The following is a 26,809-nucleotide window of genomic DNA, read 5'->3' as shown; positions in this document are numbered from 1 at the left end:
GGCAATAACACACTCGAAACGCTCTGGAAACATTCACTGGCAACCGCCATGACCTGCCGCCTGGTGGCCAATAAAATCAACCACAAACATCCCGAAGAAGCTTTTATGGGCGGTCTTTTGCACGATATCGGCAAAATGGTCTTGATCCAGAAAGTCGGGCGCGACTACGAAGGACTGATCCGTTCGATAGAAAAGGAAAAGTTGAATTTCCATATAGCTGAGGAAGAAGAACTCGGTTTTACCCACTGCGATGTCGGCATGATGCTTTTGAGCAAATGGAACCTGCCCCAGGAACTGATAAATGCCGTTTACAATCACCACAATCCGGAACTGCCTGAGAACCAGGTTCCTGAGCAGATCAACGCCTCGGAAGTGCCAATCGAATACCTGATCCAGTTTGCCAACGAGATCGCCAAGCGCTGTGGCTACGGCTTCGACGACAAACGGGTCGATTCTCTCAATCACCTCCTTTTTATGCAGGTGGTGGAGATGCAGATGGATGAGGTCGAGGAACTCGGTGAACGCCTGGTGAGCGAATTCGAGCACGAACTCTCGCTGTTCGAGTAAACCAGACGGAGCTATTTCGCCAGCTCGAACATCCGCATAAGATCCTGCTTATAAAGCGGTTTATATCCAGCGATATGGTCTTTTCCAAAACCGTAAACCCGGATCGTATCAGAGGCCATTGTCTCAAAACTTTCCGCATTGATTCCGACTTCGGAAAGACGCGCGAACATTCCCACTTTTTTCATCCAGGCCTCGAACCTCTCGATAAACTCAAGTCCGGCTTCATCTAAACTCATTTTCCCGGTTTCCACGAAAAAAATGTTTTTAGCCAGCGAGGCATACTTTTCAAGCCGGTCTTTGTAAGTAAGACGCATCAACGCCGGAAACATGATCGCCAGCCCCTTGCCGTGGGAGATATCGTAGTGGCCTGAAATCACATGTTCGACAGAATGCAATGGGAACGGCCCCGGTCGGCCCAGGTTGACCGGTCCCAGAAGCGCGATAGTCGAACACCATGACAGGTTCGTGCGGGCTTCTATATCTCCGGGATTATCCAGAACTTTTTCGAGATTCTCTATAACCGTGCGAATGACACCTTCTGTGAAACGGTCCTGGAGCGGAGTATTGTCCGGTCCGGTCAGATACGATTCGATCACATGGCTGATGATATCCATGGCGCCGTCGATGGTCGTTTCACGACCGACAGTAAGCGTCAATTCAGGATCGATAATCGAGACTTTCGGAAACAGAGGTTCAGCGAAAAACGGCACCTTCTCGTTTGTTTCCCGGTTCGTGATCACCCCTCCACGGTTGCTCTCAGAGGATGTTGCCGCCAGAGTTGGAACCAAAATGATCGGCAATGCGTCCTCGATCGGGCGGATCCTGTCGCGGTCATCGTTGTAAACATGCTCCCAGATCGGGTAACCGGAGTGAGCCACGGCCGCGATCGCCTTGGAAGCATCCATAGCAGAACCGCCACCCACACCCAGGACAAGCTCGCAATTTTCTTCACGCGCGATTTTTCCGGCTTCATCGACTGTGGTCGCACGCGGATTGGGTTCAATCCGGTCGAAATGCACATATTCGAGCCTGCTGTCGGTCAAAAATTTCGTGACACGATCGAGCAGTCCGGTTTTGCGTACCGAGTTTTTTCCTGTTACCAGCATCACTTTATTGCCATACACAGATGCCTCTTCCCCGACTTTCGCGACCTCACCCGGACCGAAGATCATCTTGGCCGGCATCCTGAGTATGAAATTCTCCATAGTTTCCTCCTCGACGAAATAGTTGGTTATCTCTTATGAATATCACAAACAGGTTGCGGGCACAAACGGTTTCGCATAAAAAAACCGCTATCGAGCGATGATAGCGGTTTTCAGCCCCCTGACTTTTATAAATCAAAAGGTCATGCGTTTTCGGTTTGACCTGAATATTCTTTTCGACCTGAAAAGAACAGCTTCTTGAAAATCATCTCGGCCGGACAGAATTTGGTAAACGAAGACTGGACCAAATTGAATCCAACGAAAATCGTCACCAGATGCCACCAGGGCGAGACGAAGTAAGCCAGGGCGACCGAAGCCAGAATCAACGTTCCGGCTAAAATCCTGATGCTGTGTTCAAGTGTCATTTTATCTCTCCTTTGGCTGAAATATCTCGTTTAGAAACCGTAAGTGGCCTTGAAATATAAATTGTCGTTTTTCATGAATGTTCCAAAATCAGTCCACTTCTCGGTTCCGTCGAATATATTACCCCCCAAAGTCAATGTCAGCGCATCGTTGTACTTGTAGTCGGCCGAGAAGCGGAAGTAGACATCCTCCTGCGAGGGAGAATAGAATACGAAACCTGACAGCACCACGGTCTCCATCCTCAACAGTTGCGTGATCCTCGAAGTCAGCAGATGGTAGACCTCATCCACTTCCGTCTGCCCGCCGACATTTTCTTCGAATTTATCGTAGTCGACCATATAGATCGCCTGGTACTGGATATTGGCAGTCAGGTTGTTGGCCACCTGTCTCTCGAAACCTGCCAGGCCGGCGATTTCTGAATTAGGTATAGTGGTGATATCGCCGTCGGGATCATCACGGGAATCGCTGTAACCGCCCTCGACCCAGAAGATGCCCTCAAAGATCGGCATCCTCATCGAGGCGCCATAGACAAACAATTCAGGGTAGTAGGCCTCCATCGTCGCCATATCCATGCCCTCCGGATTCTTGTAAAATCCCTTGTAAAAATAGAGGGCGATGTCAGCGGTACCGAAATAGCGTTTCAGACGGGCCGAAAGCTCTGAGTTCTTGAATTCGGTTTCCGGTTCACGACCTTCCATATAGAACTGTTCACCACCCACGATATCACCGACCAGCGGGTTGTAATAGCTCAGACGAAGCCCGGTCGGCACCCGGTTGGGCGTAAATTTGGGAGTCCAGACGACATCCAGCGCACCCAGCGGGCTGTACCAGGCGGCCCGCAAAGCATCCTGCGGAGCCTTGAGGTACTGGTCGTCGCGCCCGATGAAAAACGACTGGTAATCCTTGGCGAAATTATCATTGATGAAGATCAAATCGCCGGTTCCCCAGGTCAGCACCTGACGGCCGATCTTGAAATCGAACGCGCCCATCCGGAACTTGATGTAACCTTCGCGCAGTTCCCAGTCATACTCGGATTCATTGTAACCATCGTAGTAGAAATCGAGGCGTCCGAAAAATTCGGCTGAACCGCGGTACGATTCCAGCTTCATCTGCAGACGGGTCTCGGAGGCGGTCAAATCCGAGGGAACCGGATTGTCGTCATGAAGACCGCCACCATAGAGGCCCTGCAAAAATCCACTGATGTAAACATCATCAGCCGAAGCGGTGACCGTAACCAAAATCAAAGCCAGTATCGTCGCAATAAGTGTCATTTTCACAGCGTTCATAGCGCACCTCCAGATTCTTTTACTTGATATACTTGCGTGGAGGGTTCTTCAAAAACCGCTCGGTGAAAATATCGTTGTCGACCCCGACATTGTAATCGATGCTGGAGAACTCGACTATGGTATGCTGTTCTTTCTGCACATTTTCCATCTTGCGCACAGTTACCGTGGGTACATCTTCGATCACCTCGATTTTTTCAGCCGTAAAGATCCGTTCCAGCTCGCCTTTGTCGTCGTAGTATTCCTCGCGGATCGGAAGCATAGTCTCTTTATCGATATAAGTGTGCTTCTTGCCGAAAATGCCATCTTCGGCCTTTGGTACGGATTCGATCACATAGACCTGCTTGCCATTGTATTCTTTTTCTTCTACTATCTTGTGATTATCTTCGGACCAGTGCCGGCCGGAGACATCTTCATAGCTGAAGTCCGAACCGACAAAGCTGGAGCCTTTATCGTCGGCAGAGATACGCTTGACCAGGTCTACCGCCGGAACGTACAGCCAGCGCTGATCGGTATCGACCGGGTTCTTGTGAACCATAAAGGTCAGGCGGGCCACATCATGTGGCTTGCGAAAATAGGTGTAATACTTCTGCTCACCGCCTTCTTCGTTATCCAGGCGAAGCATGGCAAACTCGCGGATACGTTCCTTGCCACTGGAGTTGACAATGCTCATATTGACTTCGGCCAGGCCGTCATCCTCGGCATAGAACATATTCAGATGCGCCTTTTTCATCAGGTCAGAAGCGACATCATCGGCGAACAGATCGACCGCTAAAATCATCACCAGCGCGGTCATTACCAGGGTTAATTTCTTGAAAGTATTCATCGTATTCCTCCTCTTTTATATGATAGATTACGCTACTTTTGCTTTAGCTTTGGATTCTTTGACTTCTTTATCTGGAAACAGTTTTTTGCGCATCGCGATGAAGATCGACGGCAACAGGATCATGGTTACCGCGCCGGAGACCAGCATGATCGCGAAGAAAAACGATCCGACCGTTACATACGGCACCAGTGTCGAGAAAAACATCGGCACGAAACCAATCGCGATCACCATCACGTTACGAGATATCGAACGAGCCAGCCCCTCGAATATTAATGGATATGTCTTATCGAAATCTCCCGTTTCTTCATGAATGTATTTCGATCTCTTGATGAAATGAATTGCGAAATCGATCGAGAGACCCAAAGTCAGTGATGACAATACCGCAACCGGCATGTCGTACGGTTTGCCGATATATCCGATAGCGGCGTAGATTGCCATGATCGTGATCGTCAGGGGAAGCATCGAAATCAAACCTAATATAAATGAACGGAACAGGATCATCATCATGATGAAAACGATCGCGAACGATCCCAGAAGAGCACTGCGCATACCGACCACCATCTTCTGTTGCCAGACGATGTTGACATACGGCAGTCCCCCCCAGTTGACATCGATTTTAGCCGGTGGCGGATTAGCATCTATAAATTCCTCAGCATCCTGGACCACTTTGGCCACCGCCTGGTTGTCACCATTGGTCATCTGCACCCAGACGTTAGCTTTCGAGTAATCGTTGTTGATCAGCTTGAACAGGTCCTCGGGATCTCCGCCGGAGATCTCGTACAAAAACAGGTTCTGGGCAACTTCATTCTGGTCATCAGGAAGCGCGTACTTTTCTTCATCCTGCGAATAGAGCTCGTAACGCACCTTCTTGACGACATCGGTAACACCGGTAGTCATCCCGACGATCTTGTTGTTTTCGAGATGACGCTGGAGTCTTTCGATGTATTTCAAAAGCTCGGGGTTTTTCAAAGCATCCGCTTCGCCACCGTCAATTACAAGGTAATTCATATATGTTCCGGCCAGATGCTTGTTCATGACATTGTCGGCCACCCGCAGAGGATGACCCGGCTTGAACCATTTGACCGGGTTGTCGTTGACCTCGATCTGGAACAAACCGATTACTGCCACGATAGCAATGACTACCGCGCCGACCAGCACACCTTTATAAAACCTGCGGTTGAAATCGCGCAGGGCATGCATGATCTTCGACAAGATGCCATGCTCTTCCTTTTCGGAACGGCCGAAATTGCGTAGAGTCTTATCGGAAATTAAAACCGCAAAGGCCGGATTCAAAGTCAGAGAAAGTATCCAGGCGGCAAAGATACCGAAGGCCACAAAGATACCGAAGACCTTGACCGGCGGAATCGGGGTTGTCGCCAGCGATATAAAACCGACCACAGTCGTCAATGAAGTAAATAACATCGGCATGAAAAGATCAGCGATAGTGTCACGGATCGTGGTCTTCTTATGTTTATATTTCTGGTAGCGGTCATGAAAAACCGAGAGGATATGAATCGAATTCAGCACCGCGATCGGTATCAGAAAGATCGGGATCATCGAACTCATGATATGGACCGTATGACCGGTCAAAATCAACATCCCCATAGCCCAGACAACCGAAACCACCGCCACGATCATGGGCGGTATAACGATCTTGACATTGCGGAAAAACAGAAGCATCAGAAGAAAAATAATCGCACCCGCCATCGGAGCCGAGATCGCCATCTGCTTGAACATCTCCGCCCCGAAACTGTCCTGAGCTACCGGCAAACCGGCGATATAGTATTCCTCGCCGGTCTCGTATTTATCGATAATGGCCTTGATTTCATTGGAAATGCGGTACGACATATCCTTGGCTTCAATAGGAATAAACATCGCCAGGGCCTTGCCGTTATCGGAACCGAGTTTACCACGCAGGATCGGATTGTTCTTGATACGGGCAAGAATACTGGCGGCCTGCTCATCGGTCTCCGGCGGATCCTCCAGCAAAGTCTCGACTTTCAGGACTCCGTCGGGAGTCTGTAAAATATCGTCCACGGTCGAGGGCGCCATGATATCATCGGCAATCACACCGTCGATATCTTCAACCTCCTCGATGATCTTGTAGACATTGGTCAGAATACGCTTGTTGAAAGCGCCGTCCTCGGCCACAACTCCAACCGCGATGAAATCATACAGGCCGAATTCTTCTTTTACATTCTGATGAAAAACTCTGACCGGCTCATCTTTGGCGAGCATGTTTTCCGGGTCGGTATCGATCTGAATCTTAGGAAACTGGATCGCGAAAAACGCAGTAATAACTATAACCACACCGATCACAATCCAGGGATGGTCTATCGCAAATTCTGTCAGTGCTTTCTTCATAAGCTCGCTCCTTTACACATTTTGTTTCATGTTTACCAGTTTAGATGGGAAAGCGAACAAAACGATTCAAAAAAATTTAAACCTTTGATTTATAACGTTTTAATATCAATCGGCGGATTATCACTGTTCAGAATTGTCAAATTGGATAATTTGTTCGGCGTTTTCTGAACTTTTTGACAATCAAGCGTTTGCCAACTGCTTCAGTCAACTAAAACCTTCTATATGGTTCAATGTTTCCATTTATTCCGTCAAAGCGAAATATTACTTAATTTCGATATTATATTGTCGATATTATATAAATAATTATTGTTTATCGGTAATTATTACTTGACAAGTGATAAATCCCAGTGTATAATACAGGTGAACGATCAAAAAGGAGGATCTACATTATTATGAAAGACGTTGATAAGCTGACTGTTGCGGAAAACTCGGCCGTCAAAATCAGCCAGGCAGTCATGAACATTATCTGGTACCTGAGCTTGATCACACTGGCCCTTTTAGTAATCCTGGCGGTTGTCGATTTGACAGGAATACTGGATTTTCCGGATCTGGGTGTGGTGATGGCACTTTCCGTCAAAGCCTTTCCAGCTTCCGAATCCGACTTCGACATTAAATCGACCGACCGGGATCATGATTATTCACACCTTCATCTCAATAATTTCCGCGGTGTATCGCTGGCGACAGAATCGAGCAAGTTCAGCCTGACCGGACGGCCGTTCGTGTTCGCGATCGGTGCGATGGTGATCCTGGCAGTTATCTGGATCGTGTATTACCTGAGGCGCTTGATCCGAACGATTTTCTCAGGGCAACCGTTTGTTCCGGAAAACAGCCTCAACCTGAGACGGATCGCCTATGCGGTAATCATAATCGGCCCGGCAGTCGGTATCCTCAGTTATCTCTATGGTGCCCTGATCTCCAGTGCAATCAGGATCACCGGGTTCAAACTCATGCCGGAATTCGATCTGCACCTGGAAATTGTCGCGTTGGGTTTTCTGGTGCTGGTAATAGCGCAGGTTTTCGACTACGGTCTTCAGCTGAAAAACGACCGGGACCTGACTATATAAGGGCGGTGCAATTATGGCAATCTTAGTGAATCTGGATCTGATGCTGGTCAGACGCAAGATGTCGTTGACCGAGCTGGCGGATAAAGTCGGCCTGACCATCGCCAACCTCTCGGTCCTGAAGCGCAATCATGCCAGGGCGATCCGCTTTTCGACCCTGAACGAGATCTGCCGGGTGCTCAGCTGTCAACCGGGGGATATCCTTGAATACAAGCCGGAGGATCAAGAAGACGGCGACTGATCACAGCGTTACTTTTTAAAGCTCTTTTCCATGTCATCGAGAGCGTCGCTTAAATTACCCAGGACGAATACGACCAAAAGCAATACGATAAAAGCTATGATGATCATGCCGATTATCTCTACCATAAACTAAGTCCGAGTTTGAATTAACGACAGTATTGTAGAGGTAAGATAACACTAATTGCGGGTTTTATCAAGCTCAATAATCATGCGGAGATCGCAGTTATCTATTTTGATGACCTGCCGAATTTTTTTTCCCAGCGTTTGCGGATAGATTCATTGAGCTTCTCTGCGATATCCTCGGGTAAATCCTCGCAGTGACCGTCCTTGCAGAGCTGTACGGTCTGTTTCATCGAGTCGACCATGAGACGGCAGTTCTTGCATTCAGCCAGATGTTTTTCCAGCTTTTCGCAGACTTCCGAATCGAGCTCACCGTCGATATAATCGGCGATCTCCTGTATGCGTTTGTCACACCTGCTCATTGGTTTTCTCCCTGAAGATTTCCGAGAGTTTCTCGCGCAATGCCAGCCGGGCCCGAAGTATCCGCGACTTGGCCGCCGCCAGCGTCAGGTTCATCGTTTTGGCGACCTCCTTGACCGGCATATCTTCATAGTAGCGCAGGATAAACGGCAGGCTGTACTTGTTGGGCATATCCGACAGGGTCTGATCGATTATCTCCTGGATTTCCCTGGTCTCAAGAATATCATGAGGATCGCCCCAGTCGAACAGGACCGCCTTGTCCTCTGCCGACCCATGTCCGGCGGGAAGATAATCTTCGATCGGCTTGAGTTCGGCCTTCTTACGGCTGGCGTACTGGCCCCGCACCTGGTTGACCGCGATCGCGTAAAGCCAGGTCCCGAACGATGATTCACCCCGGAACTTGTCGATATTGTCGACTGCTTTCAAAAACGTATCCTGCAAAATATCCTCCGCGTCATGACGGTCGCCCGACATCTTCAGCGCGAGATTATAGATCCTGGTTTTGTAATTCTCTATCAGGGTGTTGAATGCATCGAAATCACCCTGCTGAGCTTTTTTGACTAACTCTTTCTCATCCATTTGGACAGCATAATAACAAAAACGATTCAGAAAAAAAACAAAAATCATGTAAGCAGTTTCTAGTCATTGTGAGTGATCACATCAGGGCGCAGCAATCTAATTTGTCATAATACTTTGTATGCTTTCCCACTACCCCATCCAGAATCCTTTGCGATGTGAGATTCCTAATACTTTGTGGCAGTGCGGGCAGAAATAGACATAGCGTTTTCCAATCATTCCCTGTATCTGCTGATGCCATATTATTTGCAAAGGTGTCTGACAATGAGGGCAGTTCGGTGAGATGTCGTTTTTCTCTTCGAGCTTCATTTAACTCCTCCGTTTGGTTTTGTTTTCTTATTAACATACAGATATCGTTGCATTTTATTCAGTAGAATGTCCGTGGCAGATGTGGGCAACTGCCGGGCATTAAAGATCGCCGCTTTTTGCTCGCGATGAGAAAACCTGGGTTTGATTTTCGGTCAGGGAAGATTTCCGACCGTACGTTAAAGTCATCCGTAGGAAGTGTCATGCCCCTGGTATGATGACGATGTGAGGATCTCTCGCTTCGTTAAGGCAGGTCTTGAGCTCTCGACTTCAGTCGGGAGATTGTGACCTGCCTTGGGAAAAAAGATTGAGATATCATCAAACTCCGGCGTGAGCCGGATCGGTCGAAATGACGATTTGTATGTCAATGTCATTGCGGGGTGCGTAGCGGCTATGCAATTTCAATTGATTATTATCTATTATAATATACTATGGGGCACACTTTTTATTTATACGAATGCTTCACGCAAGTTGCTTGCCCCCTGCAATTTTATAGTAAATCAGATCCCACTCCAAAGCGGGATTTGATCTGGGGGAATTCTAATTCCTGCGGGATTTTTCGAGGACGATCTGGTTGTTTTTGGAGCGGGATTCGCCGACTGAAGTGACATAGACCGCAGCTCTGTCCGACACCGGGCAGGCATACTCACAGGCACCGCACCCGGTACATAAGTTCGGATCGATATACGGCCGTTTGACCACCACTGTCTCCCCTTTCTGATTGACGGCTTCTTCCTCGATCGTGTAGATCGCCTTGGGAGAGGTCGGACACCATTCCTCGCAGACCACGCACGAGGTCGCCATCGCCCACGGCAGACATCTGCCCCGATCGAAGAACGCCGTCCCGATCACGTTCGGCTTATGCTCCTGATCACCCACTTTTTCGCCCAGAGTCAGCTCGCGGATCGCCCCGGTCGGGCAGACCTGCCCGCAGAGTGTACACGACGGTTCGCAGTAGCCGATCCGCGCGATCAGTATCGGCGACCAGATACCTTCCCATCCGGCTTCCAGAAATGTCGGATGAAGCGCGTTGGTGGGACAGACTTTCATACATTCACCGCAACGGATACATCGCGCCGAAAACAGGTCTTCAGCCGTTGCGCCCGGCGGACGAATCAGCTTATCATTCGGTTTGGCCGAAAGCGGTTGCGATCCGAACAAGGCCGCCGCTCCCAGGCCGACAGCGGTAGCGCCGATCACTTTGCGACGGGTGATATCCGGGTCGGGCTTGATCTGCTTTTCGGATTTGGGGAAAAACTTGAACTTGAGCGCGCCTCGGTCGCAGGCCGCCTGGCAGTTCAGGCAGACATGACATTCGCTTTTGCGCCATTTCACACCCGCCTGCGGACCGTCGGCACCCTGGCAATGCATCAAACATTTGTTGCACTGGTCGCATTGGTCCTCACGTTTCTCCAGCCCGAAAATCGACCAGCGTGAAATCAACCCCAGAAACGCTCCCAACGGGCAGATCCCCCGGCACCAGAAACGGGTGAAAAAACGATTGGCGGCTAAAACCAGAAGAAAAAACAGCCCCAGTGAGAAGATAGTGTTGAAAGTCTGCGTGTTGGGCGTCAACAGAACCGAGGATTTGAATTTATTAGCTACCCATCCCAATATCCAGGCTCCGGGAATACCCAGGTCGAATGTGACATCGGCGACCGCGTCGGAAACCTGCGCCAGAATCGGAATCACCACCAGCCCCAGCGAACGGATCAGAAGCGAAATCGGGTCGAAAATCCCGGCGATCATCAACCCCAGAATTCCGGCCCCGACAAACAAAAGCAGTATATAATACTTAATCTTCTGGTACCAGTGGTACTGGTTGGACTTGATCCGTTTGAGTCCCCGACGGGAGAGCCGTTCCGAACGCACGGTCGAAAAGACCTGGTTGACAGTACCCATCGGGCAGATCCATCCGCAGAAAAACCGCCCGAAAAAAATCGTCGCCACGATCGTAACCAGAGACCACAACAACCCGGTGTACAAAGTCAGCCCGGTCAGGATAGTCATAAACGATATTAAGGGATCGAACTCCAGAAATATCTTGACCGGATAGGCAATTCTATAATCTTTTAGGGCATCGGCCGAGACAGTCCCGGAAAAGCCGGTCTTGAGAAGCAAAACTATAAAGAGGATGAGCACCACCGCCTGAACAACGCGGCGGATATTTCTGACCTGCCTGATATTCATCTACGCGGTAACCAGATCCATTTTGGAGATATCCATCTGCCCCAGGCCATCCGCCTGCCCCATCGGTATATAGCGCACCTGGGAGGGATTCAGGTCGAGGAATTTGCATCCGAAACTGTCGGCGGCGACCTGGTCGACCGTGGCAAAGACCGTCTCAGCGGTCTTGACATCGCCGGTCGATCCGCCGGTCGGCCCGTTGCGCATCAACACCCGGTAAGCATCACCGACCACCAGGGTCGGTTTCAGAAACAACGACAGGTCAACGATCGAACGGTCGATCTGCTGATGAAGCTGATGGCGTTTGCCCCCGATTATGCCGTAGAGATTTTTCATGCCGATAGTGGCGCGGGAAAGTGTATGGTTTTTGACGATCGGCACATTTATGACCTTGTCGACTTCCATGAAATATTTCAAAACCGGCCAGACACTTAAAATCTGCCCGCCCATATCTACTTCCTCATATTCTGCATCCGAAATGCGATAATGATATGCGATAATGACTCGTCCACCCGCTTTTTCGACCGCTTCCTGGATCCCTGAACGGGCGAAAGTACGGCGGGGGTCATGACAGGTGACATCGGTGACAACCACCTCGGAAGCTCCGGCGGCAAGTGTCATGCGGGTCAGCTCGGCCATCAATTCTGGATTCGTGCAGGCGGCCTGCTCAGGAGTCCTGTCCCAGGCGGCGTTGGGCTTGATCAGGACTTTGTCGCCTTTTTGGACGAATTTTTCCATCCCGCCCAGAGCGTTGACCGCGCGCCTGCCCAGCTCCGCGGGCGACCCCCCTTCAGCCACCGCCAGTTTATTCTTGAGCGAGATATCGGCCAGCGAATAGTCGGCACTGGCGATCTCGGCCTCCTGCACCACCGGAAAATCCGGCCGTTGGGCAAAAGCGACATAACCGGCACCAAAAACAGCCGCGGCCGCCACGGCCTTGCCTGATTTTTTCAGAAATTCTCTGCGATCGATTGAATCTGCCATAGATTACCCCTAAGATAACGAATAAAACCTGCTCATAATTACCTTAAAGATAATACGAAAATATTTTCCATAAGTTACCTCTAAAGTAATACGCAAAAACCTGATTTCAATCAAAAATTTTTTTAATTGACAGGACATTGCCGCCAATCTCATACTTCACTCTGCCGGTTGAGTTCGTATAATTTGTATGCTTGACTTTAAGATAATCATAACATAGATTTATTGCTTACATTTTGGAGGAACAGTGTCTAATCTCTGGGAAGTTGAATTTAAAGCAGGCCGACGAGCCTACTACATAAACACACACGATATCGAAATCGACCCGCCCCGGTATGTTATAGTTGCCGCGGAACGCGGTGAAGATCTGGGTATGGCATTGCGGGAATTCCTACCGCAGATCAATTTGAAATACAAACCGCTGCCGGTTTTACGTCTGGCCACCGATGACGACCTGGTGCGCAAGCGTATCAACCATGAAAAAGAAGATGAGTCATTTGGCGAATGCCAGGCACTGATCGACAAGCACGGCCTGGATATGAAGCTGGTCGATGTGGAGTACCAGTTTGACTGCAATAAACTGACTTTCTATTTCACGGCGGATCAACGGGTCGATTTTCGCGAACTGGTCAAGGACCTGGCCGCGATCTACAAGACCCGAATCGAGCTCAGGCAGATCGGTGTGCGCGATGAAGCCCGGCGCCTCGACGGTTTCGGGATCTGCGGTTTAAAGCAATGCTGTTCCTGCTGGTTGCGGGAGTTCGAACCGATCACGACCCAGCTCGCACGGGAACAGAACCTGGCTCTCAACCCGCAGAAAATTTCCGGCAATTGCGGGCGCCTGCTGTGTTGCCTCAATTATGAACAGAGCCACTATATAGATGCGCTCTCGCGTCTGCCCGCGATCGGTTCTACTTACGAAACCGAAAACGGTGTCGGCACGGTCGAAAAAGCCAATATCTTTTCAAAGGATATAGTCGTCCGGCATGAAAACGGCTACGAAGAGAAAGTCAGCCTCAAGCAGAATTTTCTAATCCACCAGGGCTACAGAACGACCTACCGCAGAAAAGTGCATAATCAAGGAGACAACAGTGACTCATCCGGATAGATACTATGTCACCACGCCGATCTACTATGTCAACGCCGAACCGCATATCGGCAACGCCTACACGACTGTCGCGGCGGATGTGCTCAACCGCTACCACAAGCTATTCGGATACGAATCCTATTTTCTGACCGGTACCGATGAGCACGGCTCCAAGGTGGCCGAGGCGGCCGAAAAAGAGGGCATAGAACCCCAGAAATTCTGCGACCGCAACAGTCAGCGCTTCAAGGACAGCTGGGCCAGACTGAAACTCGATTACGATAAATTTATCAGGACAACTGATCCCGACCACGAGGAAGCGGTCAAAAAACTGGTCCAGAAACTGCATGACAGCGGGTACATTTACAAGGGCGAATATGTCGGCCAGTATTGCACCGGATGCGAAAAATTCCTGACCGAGCGCGATCTCGATGAAGTCGGCAACTGCGCTATTCATCTCACCAAACCGGTCGAACTCAAAGAAAAGAATTACTTCTTCAAGCTCTCAGAATTTTTGGAGCCACTCAAACAGAAAATAGAATCGGATGAAATCAGGATTGTACCGGAAAGACGTAAAAATGAGGTCCTGGGATTGTTCAAACAAAGCCTCGAGGATTTTTCCCTCTCGCGTGAGAAAGTCCGCTGGGGTGTCGAGATACCGTTCGATAAATCACAGGTCACTTATGTCTGGATCGATGCTCTGATTAACTATATATCTGCTCTGGGTTACCCGGAAGATACCGATTACCAGAAGTGGTGGAACGAGGGCAGGATCATCCACCTGATGGCCAAGGACATTCTCAAGTTTCATTGCATTTTCTGGCCGGCCATGCTCATGGCGGCAGGTGTCAAACTGCCCGACCTGATCGTTATCCACGGTTATCTTATTCTCGACAGCCGGAAGATATCGAAATCGCTCGGCAATATCATCCGCCCCGGAGATATGATCGACTGGTTCGGCGTCGACGGCACCCGTTACCTTGTTCTGAATATGTGCGCTTTTGGCTCCGACGGCGATATCCGGGTCGAGGATTTTTATACCAAGTACAATTCCGACCTGGCCAATAACTACGGTAACCTGGTTTCCCGCACTTTCAAGATGATCGACCGCAATCTGGAGGGTAAGATACCGGAGATGCTCTATGAGGTCATGCCGGATATTATCAAGGCCGGTTACGACACCGTCGGAAAAGTGCGCGAACGGCTCGAGGATGTCCAGATCAAACTGGCTACCGACGAGGTGATCGACTACCTGAATCGTCTGAATACGTATTTCGATGAATCCAGGCCGTGGGTGCTCGCCAAGCAAGGCCAGACAGCCGAGCTCGAAGAGGTACTTTATAACGTCGCGTATGGAATCGGACTGGCGACCGCTCTGCTCTCTCCCTATCTGGTGGAACGTTGTGCGATCGTCTCAAGGTCACTGTTCGGCGAGGAAATCGAACCTGCTGATATCCTCCAGAACCTGGGCCGGAGCCTGCAATTTGCCGAAAAACTGGCTTTGCCGAAAGAGAACCTGTTTCCGCGTCTGAAGATGCCCAAAGTTGAACCAGAACCCGAAAAAACCGCCCCGCCGGAAGCGCAGGACAACCTGATTGCAATCGATGATTTTGCCAGAGTCGAGCTCAAAGTAGCCGAGATAAAAGAGGCGGAAAAGGTCCCCAAAGCTGACCGCCTGTTGAAACTTCAGATAGAACTCGGGCCGGAAAAAAGGCAGATAGTGGCCGGTATCGCCGAACACTACGATCCGGATGATCTCATCGGCAAGAAAGTCATAGCGGTCACGAACCTCCAGCCGGTCAAATTGCGCGGGATTGAATCACAGGGTATGCTCCTGGCCGCCAAAAAGAAGAAAACTTTGACCCTTTTGACTGTCGACAAAGACATCCCGTCCGGGGCAAAAATCAGCTGATATCATGATCGATACTCATTGCCATCTCGATTTCAAGGATTACGATGACGACCGTGCGGAAGTCATCAGCTCAGCTCTCGATAGCGGTCTGAGCCACATGGTAAATATCGGGATCGACGAGAAAACTTCGATCGAAAGTTTGAGGCTGGCCGATCAAAACGATCAGATCTACGCCGCCATAGGCTATCATCCCCATTCCGCCTCGGAGTTCAACCGCCAGGTTCAGGACAAGCTGGAACGTCTGGCTCAGCATCCGAAAGCGGTTGCCATCGGCGAAATCGGCCTCGACTACTACCGTAATTATTCACCCCGCGAGGATCAGCTCAATGCTTTCCGCAGACAGCTTCGTCTGGCCTCCGAACTGGAACTGCCGGTGGTGATTCATATCCGGGAAGCTATGCAAGAGAGCCTGCAGATACTGGCTCAGGAACATGACCACGAGAAAAGCGGTGTCCTGCATTGTTTCCCCGGTACAGTTGACGATGCCAAACGCGCGGCTGATATGAATTTGCTGGTCGCTTTCGGGGGCACATTGACTTTCAAAAACGCCCGCGCCTCAGAAGTCGCCCGTGAGGTCCCTCTCCGGCAGATCATCCTTGAAACCGACTGTCCGTTTTTAACCCCGGTACCCTACCGTGGCAAACGCAACTGCCCGCTTTTTGTGCAGTACGCTTACAGTAAACTGTCCGAAGTAAAAGAGATCGAATTCGAAGAACTGGAAAAAAAGATTGATCAAAACGCGATCGAGTTGTTTAATTTAGCTCGATGATCAATCCTAAAAAATCGCTCGGACAGAACTTTCTAAAAAGTAAGGCGACCGCGGCCAAAATCGTAGCCCGGCTGAATCCTTCCCCCACCGACACCGTGGTTGAAATTGGCCCGGGCACCGGAGCCCTGACCGAGGCATTGATCGCCAGCCATGCCGAAGTCTACGCGGTCGATATCGATTCTCGTATGACCAGTTTCCTGAAGCAGAAATATCATCGCGCCCGGAAACTTAAAGCGATCCACTCCGACATCCTCGACTTCGATTTTGCGCAGGCAGTTTCAAAAAGCAGGCTCAAGGTGGTCGGCAACCTCCCCTACCACATGACCTCGCCGATCATCGAGAAACTGTGCGAAAATCATAAGCATATAGACAGCGCGGTTGTGACCGTGCAGAAAGAACTGGCAATCAGGCTGACAGCCGAAGTCGGCGAATCTGAATACAGCTCGCTGACGGTCTTCACTGATAACTTCTGCGAGAAACAGATTCTATTCAACCTCTCGCCAAAGGAATTCCATCCGCCTCCCAAAGTTATCTCGTCGGTGATCAAACTCGACTTTTTCGAGCAACCGCGCATATCTTATGAAGAATATGACAGACTGCGCCGGATGATCCGGCTCTTTTTCCAGCAACGTCGCAAGATGGCAATCAATGGTTTCGTAAAATTTTCCGATCTGACCAAACAGGTGGCCGAAGAGATTTTTCAACAAGCCGAGATCCTGACTCGCGCTCGTCCGCAGGAACTGTCGCTTAAAGATTATATCCGGCTCTACAATACCTGGCGAAAATATGAAGAAGAGAAAATGTAGATATATAATTTGCCTGTTTATCTGGGCAATCATCCCATCTCTTTGTTTCGGGCAGGGGCTGATTGTCGATTTCTCCTACGATAAATCGACATACTTGTGGCAGGATTCGATCTGGTACGACAAGGATATCACCAACTCGATCAGCCTGAAGCTGTCGAATCGCTCCACTGCGACACTAATCGAGAAATCGCTCTTTATCGACCAGGCCGACCGCTGGCAGAAAGACGCCAACAGCAACCTCAAGCTGACCTTCAATCGTCAGAAAAGTTTTTCCTGGGGGTTGACCGCTCACAACAATTACAGCCGCCTCGAGGATCGGAAGGTTACGATAAATCAGCTCGGTGGACACCAGAGCTGGCAGGTATTCAGTTTTTTAGAGATGACGTCGGCGCTGGCTTATTCTGAGACCTCCCGCAGGAGAACCGGCATGAAGGATATCGACAAGGGTCTCCAGCAGAAACTTGATCTGAATTACTCCCAGAACTTTTTCGACCTCGGACGACTGCGTCTCTCCTATGAGCATGACCTCAACCTGCTCAAGCGCACTCCCGAGAAAAAATTCGGATTCAAGGCCGGCTTCAACAAGATCGATCTCTCCCGCCAGATCAGGCTCAACTACTCGGGCAACTATCGCACCACCCGTTTCTTCTCAGAGCTGGCAAGCTTTGACAATATCGCAATACAGGACCGTTATGAGCATCTGGGTGACCTCTTGATCAGCTTCTACCCCTTTGAAAAGCTCAAGACGGACCTGATATCCAGCTATGTCTACCGCCGTTTCGATTACCGCTCTGAATCGCAGGCATCCTCCAGTCTCCTGGGACGCGACAACCTGACCTCAAGTTTTCATTATAACCTGCGCCTCAATTATCCGCTGTTTGAATTTCTTCACCTGAGTGGTGAATATATCTTTCGCAGAAGCGACGAGGAATTCGGCGGGCTGTTTTCAGGACAGATAATCACCCTGGGCGAAGTGCGTATGGCTTCCGACTGGCTTCTGGGAAAACGTGATTCAATTCATCTCAGCGGTACTTTTTCGGTCACTTCCTACGAGGGTAAACAGGACAATAACCTGTTCTCCGACCGTGACCGCGCTTACCGCCTGGGACGCATGGTAATCCAGCACCGGTTCACCAGGCATCTGATTGGCAGGTTGATCGGATCGTACCAGTATATCCATGACATCTATGTCTCCAGCCAGCTCTCGGCCAATAACAACCATAACGAATTGTATATCCTCCAGCCCGAACTGACCTGGAGACCATACAAATTTCTCCAAATCGAGCAGAGCTGGCTGATGCATGCCAACTACATCTGGTATGATTTCGAAAAACTCGAGGATTCTGACCGCAACACTTTATACCGAAAAGCCGGCTACCTGGTAAAAGGACGGATTATCTTTTCCCCCGCGCTTATGGTGGTGCTGTCATACCGCTATCGTTTCGAGGACTACGGCCAGTTGATCTACCGCGACCAGTGGGCCCAGAGAATAAGCTGGGAAAGACGCGGAAGCCTGCCCTCATTTGAACTCAAATGGCGTCCTTTCAAACCGCTGTTTGTCGACGCCGGATACTCTTATGAGCGCAAGCACAGCTTCGATCATCTGCCGGCTGTGGCGCAGGGTGAAACAATTCTAGAAGAAAAAGAGCTTTTCAAACGGCAGAAGATTTATATTAATATAGGGTACAGGCCCTCTGAAAAAAGCGACGTCCGGATCGAGTACACCCGGCGCGTCCAGGAAAGCTTGCAGTTTTCCGACGAGGATTCCGATATCGTTACTGTAAATATCAGCAGGTTTTTTTAATGCCAAAATCATTAACGCTAATACTCATCACGATCATAACACTGGGTTGCGCTGACCCGTTCTCGAGCCGTGATCCGCAGACTCCGGCGACTGAACAGGGCACATTCATTCAGCCCTCCGAACCACAGCTGGTGCTCTTGAATCTGGAATTCGCCTACGAGGAACAGGTTATCACTAATTTCATACGCTGTCTCGACTCCAGTTTTTTCTTCAAGTATGATTTCATAAATGAACAATTCGGTGTCGAGGACTCCGGCTGGACATTCGCCTCCGAATTGAAACTGACTGAAAACCTGTTCAACAACCTGCTGGCCGACACGACCCTTTCGATTTCAATCACATTGACCGACCTTGAACAGACTACCGACCAGTTTTTCGACACCTCGGCGGTACTCTATCGCAGTTACCTGATATCATCGGTACGCCATCAGGACGGCATGGTTTCAACTGACTCCACGACATTTAAAGGCACCTCCATTTTCACCCTGATCGAAAATGAACAGGGGCTCTGGAGCATCTCAAAATGGGAGGATCAACATCAACGCACCGACAGGCCCAGCTGGGCTGACTTTAAAAACAATTACCGTTAGACTGCTCGCGAAAGCTATTGTATCCCTGCCAATCCTGCTCTTGAGCTGTGACGGTATCAATCCCTTTGCGCCCTCGGTTCTGGGCCCCTCCTCGGTCAAGGCGATCGTACCGCAGGTAGCTCCCGACAGCGTCCTGCATAACTTCAAATACGCCTACGAACACAGTGATATCGATGTTTACGAAAACCTGCTTGACAAAAATTTCATTTTCAAATATACAGATCAGGATAAATCAGGCCGGATCGAGGAGGTCGAGATACCGCGCGACGGTTCTTCGGGTGACCTGGAACGCACCCGCAACCTGTTCGCATATTTCGACGAGATACGTCTCGATCCGTGGATTCCGATCTACGACCGCGATGAAACCGTGGGCCCTGAAATCTGGCCGGTGTACAAGGTTTACTTTCAGCTTTCGGTACGTGATACCGACGGTGATTTCGGTTTTGAGCAGTTCGAGGCGACCGGTATCGCCGAGTTCAAATTCCGGCGTTCAGAAGAGGACGGTTTATGGCGGATCGTATTCTGGGAGGATCAATCCTATCAATAGAAAGGTGGGCGGAGCTTGAAAAAACTGTCAATTAGTCTCGATCAGATCGGCCTCTTGCGTGAATCGCGCAGACTTCGCTCTCCCGACCCGGTGGCGGCCGCCGCTTTGGCGGAAATGGCCGGGGCCGATTCGATCTGTGTCCATTTAAGGCTCGACCGACGTTCGATCCGCGAACGGGATCTGTTTATCCTCCGAGAAACGATAAAAACCCGTCTCAACCTGCAGGTCGCGCCCAAGGCCGAGATGCTCAACCTGATCAGCGAGATCAAGCCTCAGGAAGTTACCCTGCTGCCCGAACGTGCCGGCGAACTCTATACCGAGCGGGGTCTGCTGACCGATGACCCGGAGGAATTCGACCGCGACTTTATGGCACAAATTCAAGCCACCGGGGCACGCTTGTTTTTACTTCTGGAACCTGAAAATGATGACATTAAAGCCGCCGCCAAAGCTTCCTGCGATGGTGTCCAGCTCTACACCAACAATTTCGTGACAGCTAAAAGTGATCATGATTATCAACTCGAACTCGGTAAAATCGAGAAATCAGCCGAACTGGCAGTCAAACACAATCTCGAAGTGCGAGTCGGAGGCGGACTCAATTATCGCAATATCTTTCCGCTGGTGAAAAACCAGAATATCAGTGAATATGTTGTCGGTCACGCTGTTGTCGCGCAAGCGCTGGTGGTCGGACTGCAGAAAGCCCTGGAAGATATGGTCACGATTGTCAAATGGAGTTAAACCACGTAATGAGAGTTTACTACCAAAAGCATGCCAATCCAGGCTTCCTGCAAAACAAAAATATCCTGGTTTTAGGCTACGGCAACCAGGGAAAAGCTTTCGCCAATAATTTGCGAGACTCCGGCTTCGAACCGACGATCTGCCTTCACTCGGGCAGTAAAAGCAAAACTAAAGCTGTCGATGACGGTTTTGCGGTTATCACCCCTTCCAGGATCAATTCCGATTATGAACTGATACTGTTTATGATCCCGGATCATATTCAAGCAGATTTCTATGAAAAATATCTGGAGTCGAAAACAGGCCCCGGTACCGCGCTGGTCTTTGCGCACGGCTATGCTGTGTACTTCAGGTTATTGCATCCACCACAGGATTGCGATGTAGTTCTTCTCGCGCCTCATGGACCGGGATCTGATCTGCGGCGACTGTATCTCGACGATGACGGCCTGTCCGGGTATGTGGCTGTTGAGCAGGACTTTTCCGGAAACGCTCTCAAGCTGGCACTGGCACTGGCGCGCGCGGTCGGAATCACACGGCGGGGAGCATTTTTGACCAGCTTCGAACATGAAACCCTGGGCGACCTGTTTGGGGAACAGGCCCTTTTATGCGGAGGTCTGTCCGAACTCTGCCGGAGGTCATTTGATACTCTGGTCGATGCCGGCCTGCCGAAGGAAAACGCTTACCTCGAGACAATCCACCAGATCGATCTTTTGGCCGGGCTGATCAAACGCTATGGTGTCACGGGTATGATGGAGAAAATATCCACCACTGCAGGCTACGGAATAAGCTACAGCAGGCCTGTAATTTTCGACCGCAAGTTCGATAATAACCTGAAAAGGCTGTACTCTGAAATCGATTCCGGAAAATTCACCCGTAGCTGGCAGGCGGAATACAGAAACGGCTCGCAAAATCTTAAGCGGTACAAACGTGAGGTGAAAGAAAGCGAGATGGAAAAAACCGGCCGAAAACTGCGTAAAAAGCTTTCAGGCAACAAAACCGGCGGGAGCAAGTAATGCCGACTTTCAAACAGGTGACCTATATCGATGTCAACATCGAGCGAGTATTCGAGTTTCATCTCGACTTAAAGAACCTGTTGCGTATTTCCCCTCACGAAGCACGGTTGCAGGTATTCCACGCGCCGGAAAAGCTCAAAAAGGGGTCGCGCGTCGGATTGTTCGTCAAGATGGGGCCGATTACAACAACCATGGAAACTGTCGTTGATGAGCTCGAAGCTCCTTATAAAATGGTCGACCGCCAGATCGGGGGATTTTTCAAGAAATGGGTGCACACCCACCAATTCGAGAAAATCACTGAAACCAAAACAAAGCTCACAGATCATATCGAATACAGCCTGCCAATGGGAGTTCTCGGCAATATAGTCGGTGGCGGGGCGGCGCAGGACAAAATTGAAGCGATCTTTCGACACCGCGCCCGGATGACCAAAAAACTGCTCGAAGAAGAGAAATAAAAAAAGGCAGTGACCGGACAGTCACCGCCTTGCAATTTTGCCATAATTCAATTACATCTGCATAAAATTCTGCATCGCGCCCATGATGGATATCCGCCAGCCGTCATCCTGTTTGACCAGGGTAATAACTTCTGAAGTCGTATCCATTTCAAAAGTTTCGCTCCGGATTCCCTTCATCACTTTCCCGAGCGCGTCTTTGACCATGGCTTTCTTTTCCTCGAAAGTCATATCAAGCTGGTCGATATTCTCAAGCTTGTCCTGGGTTTCTTTGTCGATATACTTATTCGCAACTTCTTCCATGTTTTCCCTGGGGTAGATAAAATCAATCGGGACCTTGAGCGTATCGCCCTCACCCTGCGGGTCACCGAGCTTGTAATCGAAGACATTCTTCGGAATCGGCACGATCTCCTTTAACATGACCTGCATCAGGCGAACTTCCTCGGGCACAGATTCATCTGCCTTGCCGGTAATCACATCATAAAAACCGGGAATCATACCCATCATCATCCGATCCTCGTTGGCAAGTTTGTCGTAAGCGCTCTTGAGGTCACCCTTTTCGACGAGGCTGATCATGAAATCATCGACTACCTTCGCCTCACCGGTTGCCCCGCTTCCGGAATCACCGCCACATGCCACCAGCAAAGCCATTATAATAAGCAGGCCGACCGCCATAAGTTTTCTCACAAATCCTCCCTGACTGGATGTTATAGCTTATTAGTTTAAACAAATATAACTACCGTATTTTGCAGTGCAAATAAAACATTTAAGACCGTGTTTACCTATTTACAGTCGGAAAGCGGAGAAAAATCTTCACCCGGTTTAGCGCTCGGCATCATTGGAGAATCCTGCATATAGACATCGCGCATCTTCTGGTTATTGAAAGTGCGCATCTTGATCGTCATGTCCTGGCAGGCCTGACAGCGGGTCAAATTTTTGGCTTTTTCCTTGTCAACAGCCCGTCGATGCTGATGGCCGGGGGCGTAAACCGGCTTATCGACAATCGTGTAGCCCTGGCTGAAATCACGAGGATCGTTCCACTTTACCCCCTGTACGACCTCGGTATTTGTCGGATCGTAGACGGTTACCCCGGGACATTCGATGATCACTTTCTCGCGCCCGTCCTCGCCCTTAAATTCCTGTACGGCCCTGGCGAAGAAATTGTAGTAATCACCGTAACGGTCGTTGCACTTGATACACATATAAGTCTGATCGAACTTTTTCATCGGCCTGCCGCAAATCGGGCATTTCTCTTCAGACCTCATAGCTCATCCCTCCGATTTCGTAAATCGGGCATCCACTTAATGCGCCCGAAAAGATGTTAGCTGGTTGATTTACTTCAGACCATATTTTGCAAGCTGTGTGCCGGCCGGGACGGCATAGATAAGCTTTTGTATGGCAATACTATAGGCATATATATGTGAACCTGAAACAGCATATTTTTGAATATTTCTATGGCGTTCTGCCCATACTTTCGGGGAATAACTCCATACCCTAAGATCTCATCAGAAACAGGGCCGAGCACGCGGCACCCGCGACCGGCAGGGCCTTGAGAAAACTCAGGGAGAAGAAACTCGCGGCCACGTAGGCTATTATCAAGGCCGGTAAAACCACGAAACGGACCAGGTTAACTCCCATTTTGAGCAGTTTGAACCCAATCGCCAATATGATCAGGACAGCCGATATATAGATGATCGTAACTGCCTGTTGACCGAACTGCGACAGCAGGTATTGATGCAATTCGGAACAATGCTTGCCCGCCAGGCCGCTCACCCAGTCAAACAGAGCGGCCAAAACCCTCTCAAGATCAGCCATCAGACCCCCTGATCGTTTTCATCGATCGGTTCGATCGTCAGCGAGGATTCACCCACCCGTGAAAGCCCGATCATACGCTGGGTCAGAAAATTCTGGGAGGTGATCCACTGCTGGGAAAGACTCAGGACCTCATCCTGCGCGATCTCAGACACCCAGTCGATCGTAACCGCGTCGTAATGTTTGCCATCTACTGTCAGATCATCCATGGTCAATGTAAACTTAACTTTCATCACAGCACCTCACGATTTAAGTTCCGCAAGGTCTAATTGCAATGGCAGTGCCGCCCCAAAAAATGCTCCCAAAAGCCTCCAACAAAATCGCTAACAGGCTAATACACAATGATTTACATGGAATCCGTCGCGGTTTCGACGCGAAACAGCAAAGTGTTTGCTGGCAGAAAGTTATGGGGATGGGGCTATACCCTGTGGGATGCTCAGAAGATCGACAGGCACAGATTTTATCTTGAACCATCCGGTTTTATACGTATAATCATGAAAAGGGAATAGCGATGCGAAAGATTTACAAGAACCAATACAAACGGCACGATATATTCTCCTGCAACCACTCCTCCCACCATCGTTTCGGCGGAGCTGTTTCGACTTACTATATCCTGGAAGAGAAACAGTGCTATCCCGATGGATGCCTTAATTTTGTGTGGCGTTGCCAGCTTCTCAACAAAGGCCACGCGTGCCCCAAGAAATTCCGCCATGTTGGACGCAAATGTTTTTCCTGCAAACACTTCTATGAAAACAAATACCAGCAGAAACCGCGCCTTTTGGTTTCGCCCGATGAGTACCGTGACTACCTCCACCAACTCGAGGATTTCAAATACTGGATCGGTCTGAACCGCGGACGTAAAATCGATATCGATGCCCAGATCGCCAGCGTAAAACCTGATTTGAGCGCGGCCGGTTCTCCCGACAACCCCCGTTTCCGTTTTCATGGCTGGATTCTGGTATTTGATCACGTTTATGTCGGCTATGACCTGTTTGAGGATATCGCCTTCGCCAGGATCAGCGCTAAAACCCAGAACCGTTTCCAGTTTGCGGGGGGCGACAGCTTCGAAGCGGTCGCCAGGTTTAATTTCAACCAGGGCAGGCTGGTTTTCAGCCAGGTGCATAATATTGAAGTGAAAACGCGCGGCGATGGCGATCTGCCCGACAGCGAATCTGTTCTGGTGGCGGCGGAAACAGCTACCAGCTTCCCGGTCCAGCCGGAAAAATGCATGCGCTGTGATCAGGGTGTACTAGTTGAAAATATGCCCTCGCGTTCAAATCGCAGCGCACCAAGTCGCAGTCTGGTATGCCTTATGGGGCAGGAAAACCCGGTCGAGTGCCTCTATCATCTCGACCTGGAACTCAAAGCCGACCCCGATCAGTAACCTGCTTCAGCAAGGACTTTGAAGGCATTGCGTTGCAAAAACTCGCGGTAATGCAGTCCACCGACCTTTAATGACAGCATGATCTTCGTGAAATTATCGAAATCCTCCGGACCGGCCAGAACCACCTCTTTTATCTCACGTTTGTCGACCGGCCTCAATACACCCGCGGTCCAGCGGCACAGGACGAGGTGCGAAACCCAGTCCTCATGCTCCTCACCGCATAAAAAGCGTACACCTATGCGCAGAAAATATTTGAGTATTTCGATCTCACAACCGGTTTCCTCGTAGGCTTCACGACGGGTGCCTTCTTCGACAGTCTCGCCCGGATTGGCTCCGCCCGAAGGGATACGATACAGCCCCCGGGGATACCAGTGTTTGGAATTGACAATCCATTTATCATCCTTGCGGATGAAAAAGGTGATATCGTGGGAGCGCTCGAACTTGCGGCTTTTCTTCAAAAACGTGAACTCATCCGGATTCATCACGAATTCCGCGGTCAGTATTGCGGGATTACCGTAGCTGTCTTCGAAATCTTTTACAAGCTGGGAAGTTACATACATCGGATCATTCGGAATCTACGCTTAGTTTTTCCTTCGGCTTGATTCTGAAGGTCGATTTCGCGAGAACATTATTGTCCTCATCTATCACATAAACGGTCCATCGGCCGGTTTGGTTCTGACCGATCGATTGAAAACTGAAAGCCCGATACCCGCCCCCGTCGACTGTCATCGGAACTTTGGATTCCTGCCTGCCCTTGTAGTTCCAGACATGAAAGATCGATACGTCATTGCCTTGCCCGAATATACGCGACCAGAAATATACCTTACCGACATCGGAACTGAAAACGGTATCGACAGCGACCGGTTCCTTTTCCACCACATCCCCGCAGAACTTCATCTGGCCGATCCTGAGCTCGACAGGTTTTTTAGATTCAACCTTAAGAGTATCTTCGCCAATCGAGTCTGACTGCGGGCGTGCCACGGCAAACAGGAACACAATGTAGAGCGGGAATATAAGCTTAATTATCAATTTCATTTCGATACCCAGATATCAGGTAAGCGGTATGGTTTATACCAATGCTTCCACTCTCCGGCATTATATTATAAACGTCGGAAATGCAATGCCAGATAAAATTTTTACCCCTCCGGTGCGTTCAGGATAAAAATCTGAGTCAAACTGCCTCTTATGTCGATATCGGCAATTCGCTAAATTCTTTACAGTGTTGGAGTTGAAAACAAACCATTTGACCCGGGACGGAGAATGTTTATTATAATTATATGAATATCGGAGTCTATGTCCATCTGCCGTTTTGCAAATCCCGATGCAGCTATTGTGATTTCTACTCACAGACTGATTTGAGCCAGGAGGATGACTGCCTGGCGGCCATAAACCGGGAACTGGCATATCTCGGTGAAAGATACGGCCGGCTCTGGACCGAAACTTTGTACCTGGGCGGAGGAACACCCTC

The 26,809-nt window shown here is 49.8% G+C and carries 30 protein-coding genes; 16 read left to right on the top strand and 14 right to left on the bottom strand.

All coding sequences use genetic code 11. From position 1 onward, the window contains the following. The coding region (locus GF404_05545; GenBank protein MBD3381646.1) for an HDOD domain-containing protein at positions 1 to 567 on the top strand (567 nt) is incomplete at its 5' end. An 11-nt stretch (positions 568 to 578) separates the two neighbouring features. On the opposite strand, the gene GF404_05540 is transcribed toward GF404_05545, so the two are convergent. From GF404_05540 to GF404_05520, 5 genes are all read right to left on the bottom strand, one after another. Beyond that, entirely contained in the window at positions 579 to 1,772 is a 1,194-nt protein-coding gene (locus GF404_05540) for an iron-containing alcohol dehydrogenase (GenBank protein ID MBD3381645.1), read from the bottom strand. 140 nt (positions 1,773 to 1,912) lie between these two features. Beyond that, on the bottom strand, positions 1,913 to 2,134 hold the full coding sequence (locus GF404_05535) for a DUF2892 domain-containing protein (GenBank protein MBD3381644.1): 222 nt from the start codon (positions 2,132 to 2,134) through the stop codon (positions 1,913 to 1,915). Between the two features lie 30 nt (positions 2,135 to 2,164). Beyond that, a complete protein-coding gene (locus tag GF404_05530) occupies positions 2,165 to 3,418 on the bottom strand; it encodes a hypothetical protein (protein ID MBD3381643.1) in 1,254 nt (417 codons plus the stop codon). Between the two features lie 19 nt (positions 3,419 to 3,437). Beyond that, on the bottom strand, positions 3,438 to 4,241 hold the full coding sequence (locus GF404_05525; protein MBD3381642.1) for an outer membrane lipoprotein-sorting protein: 804 nt from the start codon (positions 4,239 to 4,241) through the stop codon (positions 3,438 to 3,440). 27 nt (positions 4,242 to 4,268) lie between these two features. Continuing rightward, on the bottom strand, positions 4,269 to 6,605 hold the full coding sequence (locus tag GF404_05520) for an MMPL family transporter (protein ID MBD3381641.1): 2,337 nt from the start codon (positions 6,603 to 6,605) through the stop codon (positions 4,269 to 4,271). Positions 6,606 to 6,997: 392 nt separating this feature from the next. On the opposite strand from GF404_05520, the gene GF404_05515 reads away from it, so the two are divergent. Beyond that, positions 6,998 to 7,669, top strand: a complete 672-nt coding sequence (locus GF404_05515) for a DUF2975 domain-containing protein (protein MBD3381640.1) — start codon at positions 6,998 to 7,000, stop codon at positions 7,667 to 7,669. A gap of 13 nt (positions 7,670 to 7,682) precedes the next feature. Beyond that, complete coding sequence (locus GF404_05510; GenBank protein ID MBD3381639.1) at positions 7,683 to 7,907, top strand: helix-turn-helix domain-containing protein; 225 nt, start codon at positions 7,683 to 7,685, stop codon at positions 7,905 to 7,907. A 226-nt stretch (positions 7,908 to 8,133) separates the two neighbouring features. Here the strand turns inward: GF404_05510 and GF404_05505 are convergent, their stop codons facing one another. The 4 genes from GF404_05505 to GF404_05490 form a co-directional block, all read right to left on the bottom strand. Beyond that, positions 8,134 to 8,388 (bottom strand): hypothetical protein, encoded by a 255-nt coding sequence (locus tag GF404_05505; protein MBD3381638.1) that lies wholly within the window; start codon positions 8,386 to 8,388, stop codon positions 8,134 to 8,136. After that, positions 8,375 to 9,013 carry a sigma-70 family RNA polymerase sigma factor gene (locus tag GF404_05500; GenBank protein MBD3381637.1) on the bottom strand — a complete coding sequence of 213 codons (639 nt, stop codon included), beginning with the start codon at positions 9,011 to 9,013 and terminating at the stop codon, positions 8,375 to 8,377. Before GF404_05500 ends, GF404_05505 begins: the two co-directional genes overlap by 14 nt. A 795-nt stretch (positions 9,014 to 9,808) precedes the next feature. Continuing rightward, a complete protein-coding gene (locus GF404_05495; GenBank protein ID MBD3381636.1) occupies positions 9,809 to 11,458 on the bottom strand; it encodes a 4Fe-4S binding protein in 1,650 nt (549 codons plus the stop codon). Beyond that, on the bottom strand, positions 11,459 to 12,439 hold the full coding sequence (locus GF404_05490) for a DUF362 domain-containing protein (GenBank protein ID MBD3381635.1): 981 nt from the start codon (positions 12,437 to 12,439) through the stop codon (positions 11,459 to 11,461). 370 nt (positions 12,440 to 12,809) lie between these two features. On the opposite strand from GF404_05490, the gene GF404_05485 reads away from it, so the two are divergent. Genes GF404_05485 through GF404_05440 form a run of 10 tightly spaced genes read left to right on the top strand, consistent with a single transcriptional unit; the run spans position 12,810 to position 22,148 of the window. After that, entirely contained in the window at positions 12,810 to 13,544 is a 735-nt protein-coding gene (locus GF404_05485) for a hypothetical protein (GenBank protein MBD3381634.1), read from the top strand. Then, on the top strand, positions 13,510 to 15,432 hold the full coding sequence (gene metG, locus GF404_05480; GenBank protein MBD3381633.1) for a methionine--tRNA ligase: 1,923 nt from the start codon (positions 13,510 to 13,512) through the stop codon (positions 15,430 to 15,432). The genes GF404_05485 and metG overlap by 35 nt, the downstream gene beginning before the upstream one ends. Positions 15,433 to 15,436: 4 nt before the next feature. Then, entirely contained in the window at positions 15,437 to 16,201 is a 765-nt protein-coding gene (locus tag GF404_05475; GenBank protein ID MBD3381632.1) for a YchF/TatD family DNA exonuclease, read from the top strand. Beyond that, on the top strand, positions 16,198 to 17,007 hold the full coding sequence (gene rsmA / locus GF404_05470) for a ribosomal RNA small subunit methyltransferase A (protein ID MBD3381631.1): 810 nt from the start codon (positions 16,198 to 16,200) through the stop codon (positions 17,005 to 17,007). The genes GF404_05475 and rsmA overlap by 4 nt, the downstream gene beginning before the upstream one ends. Next, positions 16,988 to 18,811, top strand: a complete 1,824-nt coding sequence (locus GF404_05465; GenBank protein MBD3381630.1) for a hypothetical protein — start codon at positions 16,988 to 16,990, stop codon at positions 18,809 to 18,811. Before rsmA ends, GF404_05465 begins: the two co-directional genes overlap by 20 nt. After that, positions 18,811 to 19,401 (top strand): hypothetical protein, encoded by a 591-nt coding sequence (locus tag GF404_05460; protein MBD3381629.1) that lies wholly within the window; start codon positions 18,811 to 18,813, stop codon positions 19,399 to 19,401. Before GF404_05465 ends, GF404_05460 begins: the two co-directional genes overlap by 1 nt. 40 nt (positions 19,402 to 19,441) lie before the next feature. Next, entirely contained in the window at positions 19,442 to 19,948 is a 507-nt protein-coding gene (locus GF404_05455) for a hypothetical protein (GenBank protein ID MBD3381628.1), read from the top strand. A gap of 15 nt (positions 19,949 to 19,963) precedes the next feature. Beyond that, the gene (locus GF404_05450; protein ID MBD3381627.1) at positions 19,964 to 20,683 is read left to right on the top strand and encodes a pyridoxine 5'-phosphate synthase; all 720 of its coding nucleotides are present in this window, start codon (positions 19,964 to 19,966) and stop codon (positions 20,681 to 20,683) included. Next, entirely contained in the window at positions 20,674 to 21,693 is a 1,020-nt protein-coding gene (gene ilvC, locus GF404_05445) for a ketol-acid reductoisomerase (GenBank protein MBD3381626.1), read from the top strand. The genes GF404_05450 and ilvC overlap by 10 nt, the downstream gene beginning before the upstream one ends. Further along, positions 21,693 to 22,148 carry a hypothetical protein gene (locus GF404_05440; GenBank protein MBD3381625.1) on the top strand — a complete coding sequence of 152 codons (456 nt, stop codon included), beginning with the start codon at positions 21,693 to 21,695 and terminating at the stop codon, positions 22,146 to 22,148. Before ilvC ends, GF404_05440 begins: the two co-directional genes overlap by 1 nt. A gap of 51 nt (positions 22,149 to 22,199) precedes the next feature. Here GF404_05440 and GF404_05435 read toward each other — a convergent pair whose 3' ends face one another. The 4 genes from GF404_05435 to GF404_05420 form a co-directional block, all read right to left on the bottom strand. After that, on the bottom strand, positions 22,200 to 22,832 hold the full coding sequence (locus GF404_05435; GenBank protein ID MBD3381624.1) for a hypothetical protein: 633 nt from the start codon (positions 22,830 to 22,832) through the stop codon (positions 22,200 to 22,202). Between the two features lie 95 nt (positions 22,833 to 22,927). Next, a complete protein-coding gene (locus GF404_05430; protein MBD3381623.1) occupies positions 22,928 to 23,410 on the bottom strand; it encodes a hypothetical protein in 483 nt (160 codons plus the stop codon). A 229-nt stretch (positions 23,411 to 23,639) separates the two neighbouring features. Then, positions 23,640 to 23,960: a hypothetical protein gene (locus GF404_05425; GenBank protein ID MBD3381622.1), complete on the bottom strand. Its 321-nt coding sequence runs from the start codon at positions 23,958 to 23,960 to the stop codon at positions 23,640 to 23,642. Next, positions 23,960 to 24,190 (bottom strand): hypothetical protein, encoded by a 231-nt coding sequence (locus GF404_05420; protein ID MBD3381621.1) that lies wholly within the window; start codon positions 24,188 to 24,190, stop codon positions 23,960 to 23,962. Before GF404_05420 ends, GF404_05425 begins: the two co-directional genes overlap by 1 nt. A 278-nt stretch (positions 24,191 to 24,468) precedes the next feature. Here GF404_05420 and GF404_05415 point away from each other — a divergent pair, with 278 nt between their 5' ends. Then, entirely contained in the window at positions 24,469 to 25,341 is an 873-nt protein-coding gene (locus GF404_05415) for a hypothetical protein (protein ID MBD3381620.1), read from the top strand. Here the strand turns inward: GF404_05415 and GF404_05410 are convergent. After that, positions 25,335 to 25,823: an NUDIX domain-containing protein gene (locus tag GF404_05410; GenBank protein MBD3381619.1), complete on the bottom strand. Its 489-nt coding sequence runs from the start codon at positions 25,821 to 25,823 to the stop codon at positions 25,335 to 25,337. The genes GF404_05415 and GF404_05410 overlap by 7 nt on opposite strands. Positions 25,824 to 26,035: 212 nt before the next feature. Here GF404_05410 and cas5 point away from each other — a divergent pair, with 212 nt between their 5' ends. Both cas5 and GF404_05400 read left to right on the top strand, forming a co-directional pair. Continuing rightward, positions 26,036 to 26,101 carry a CRISPR-associated protein Cas5 gene (cas5, locus tag GF404_05405; protein MBD3381618.1) on the top strand — a complete coding sequence of 22 codons (66 nt, stop codon included), beginning with the start codon at positions 26,036 to 26,038 and terminating at the stop codon, positions 26,099 to 26,101. Between the two features lie 517 nt (positions 26,102 to 26,618). Further along, positions 26,619 to 26,809 (top strand): coproporphyrinogen III oxidase family protein (locus GF404_05400; protein MBD3381617.1); only part of this gene is annotated, 191 nt, incomplete at its 3' end.

Source organism: Candidatus Zixiibacteriota bacterium (assembly GCA_014728145.1).
Taxonomy (GTDB): Bacteria; Zixibacteria; MSB-5A5; order JAABVY01; family JAABVY01; genus WJMC01.
The sequence above is the reverse complement of the archived record's forward strand: the minus strand, read 5'-3'. Positions and strand labels throughout refer to the sequence as shown.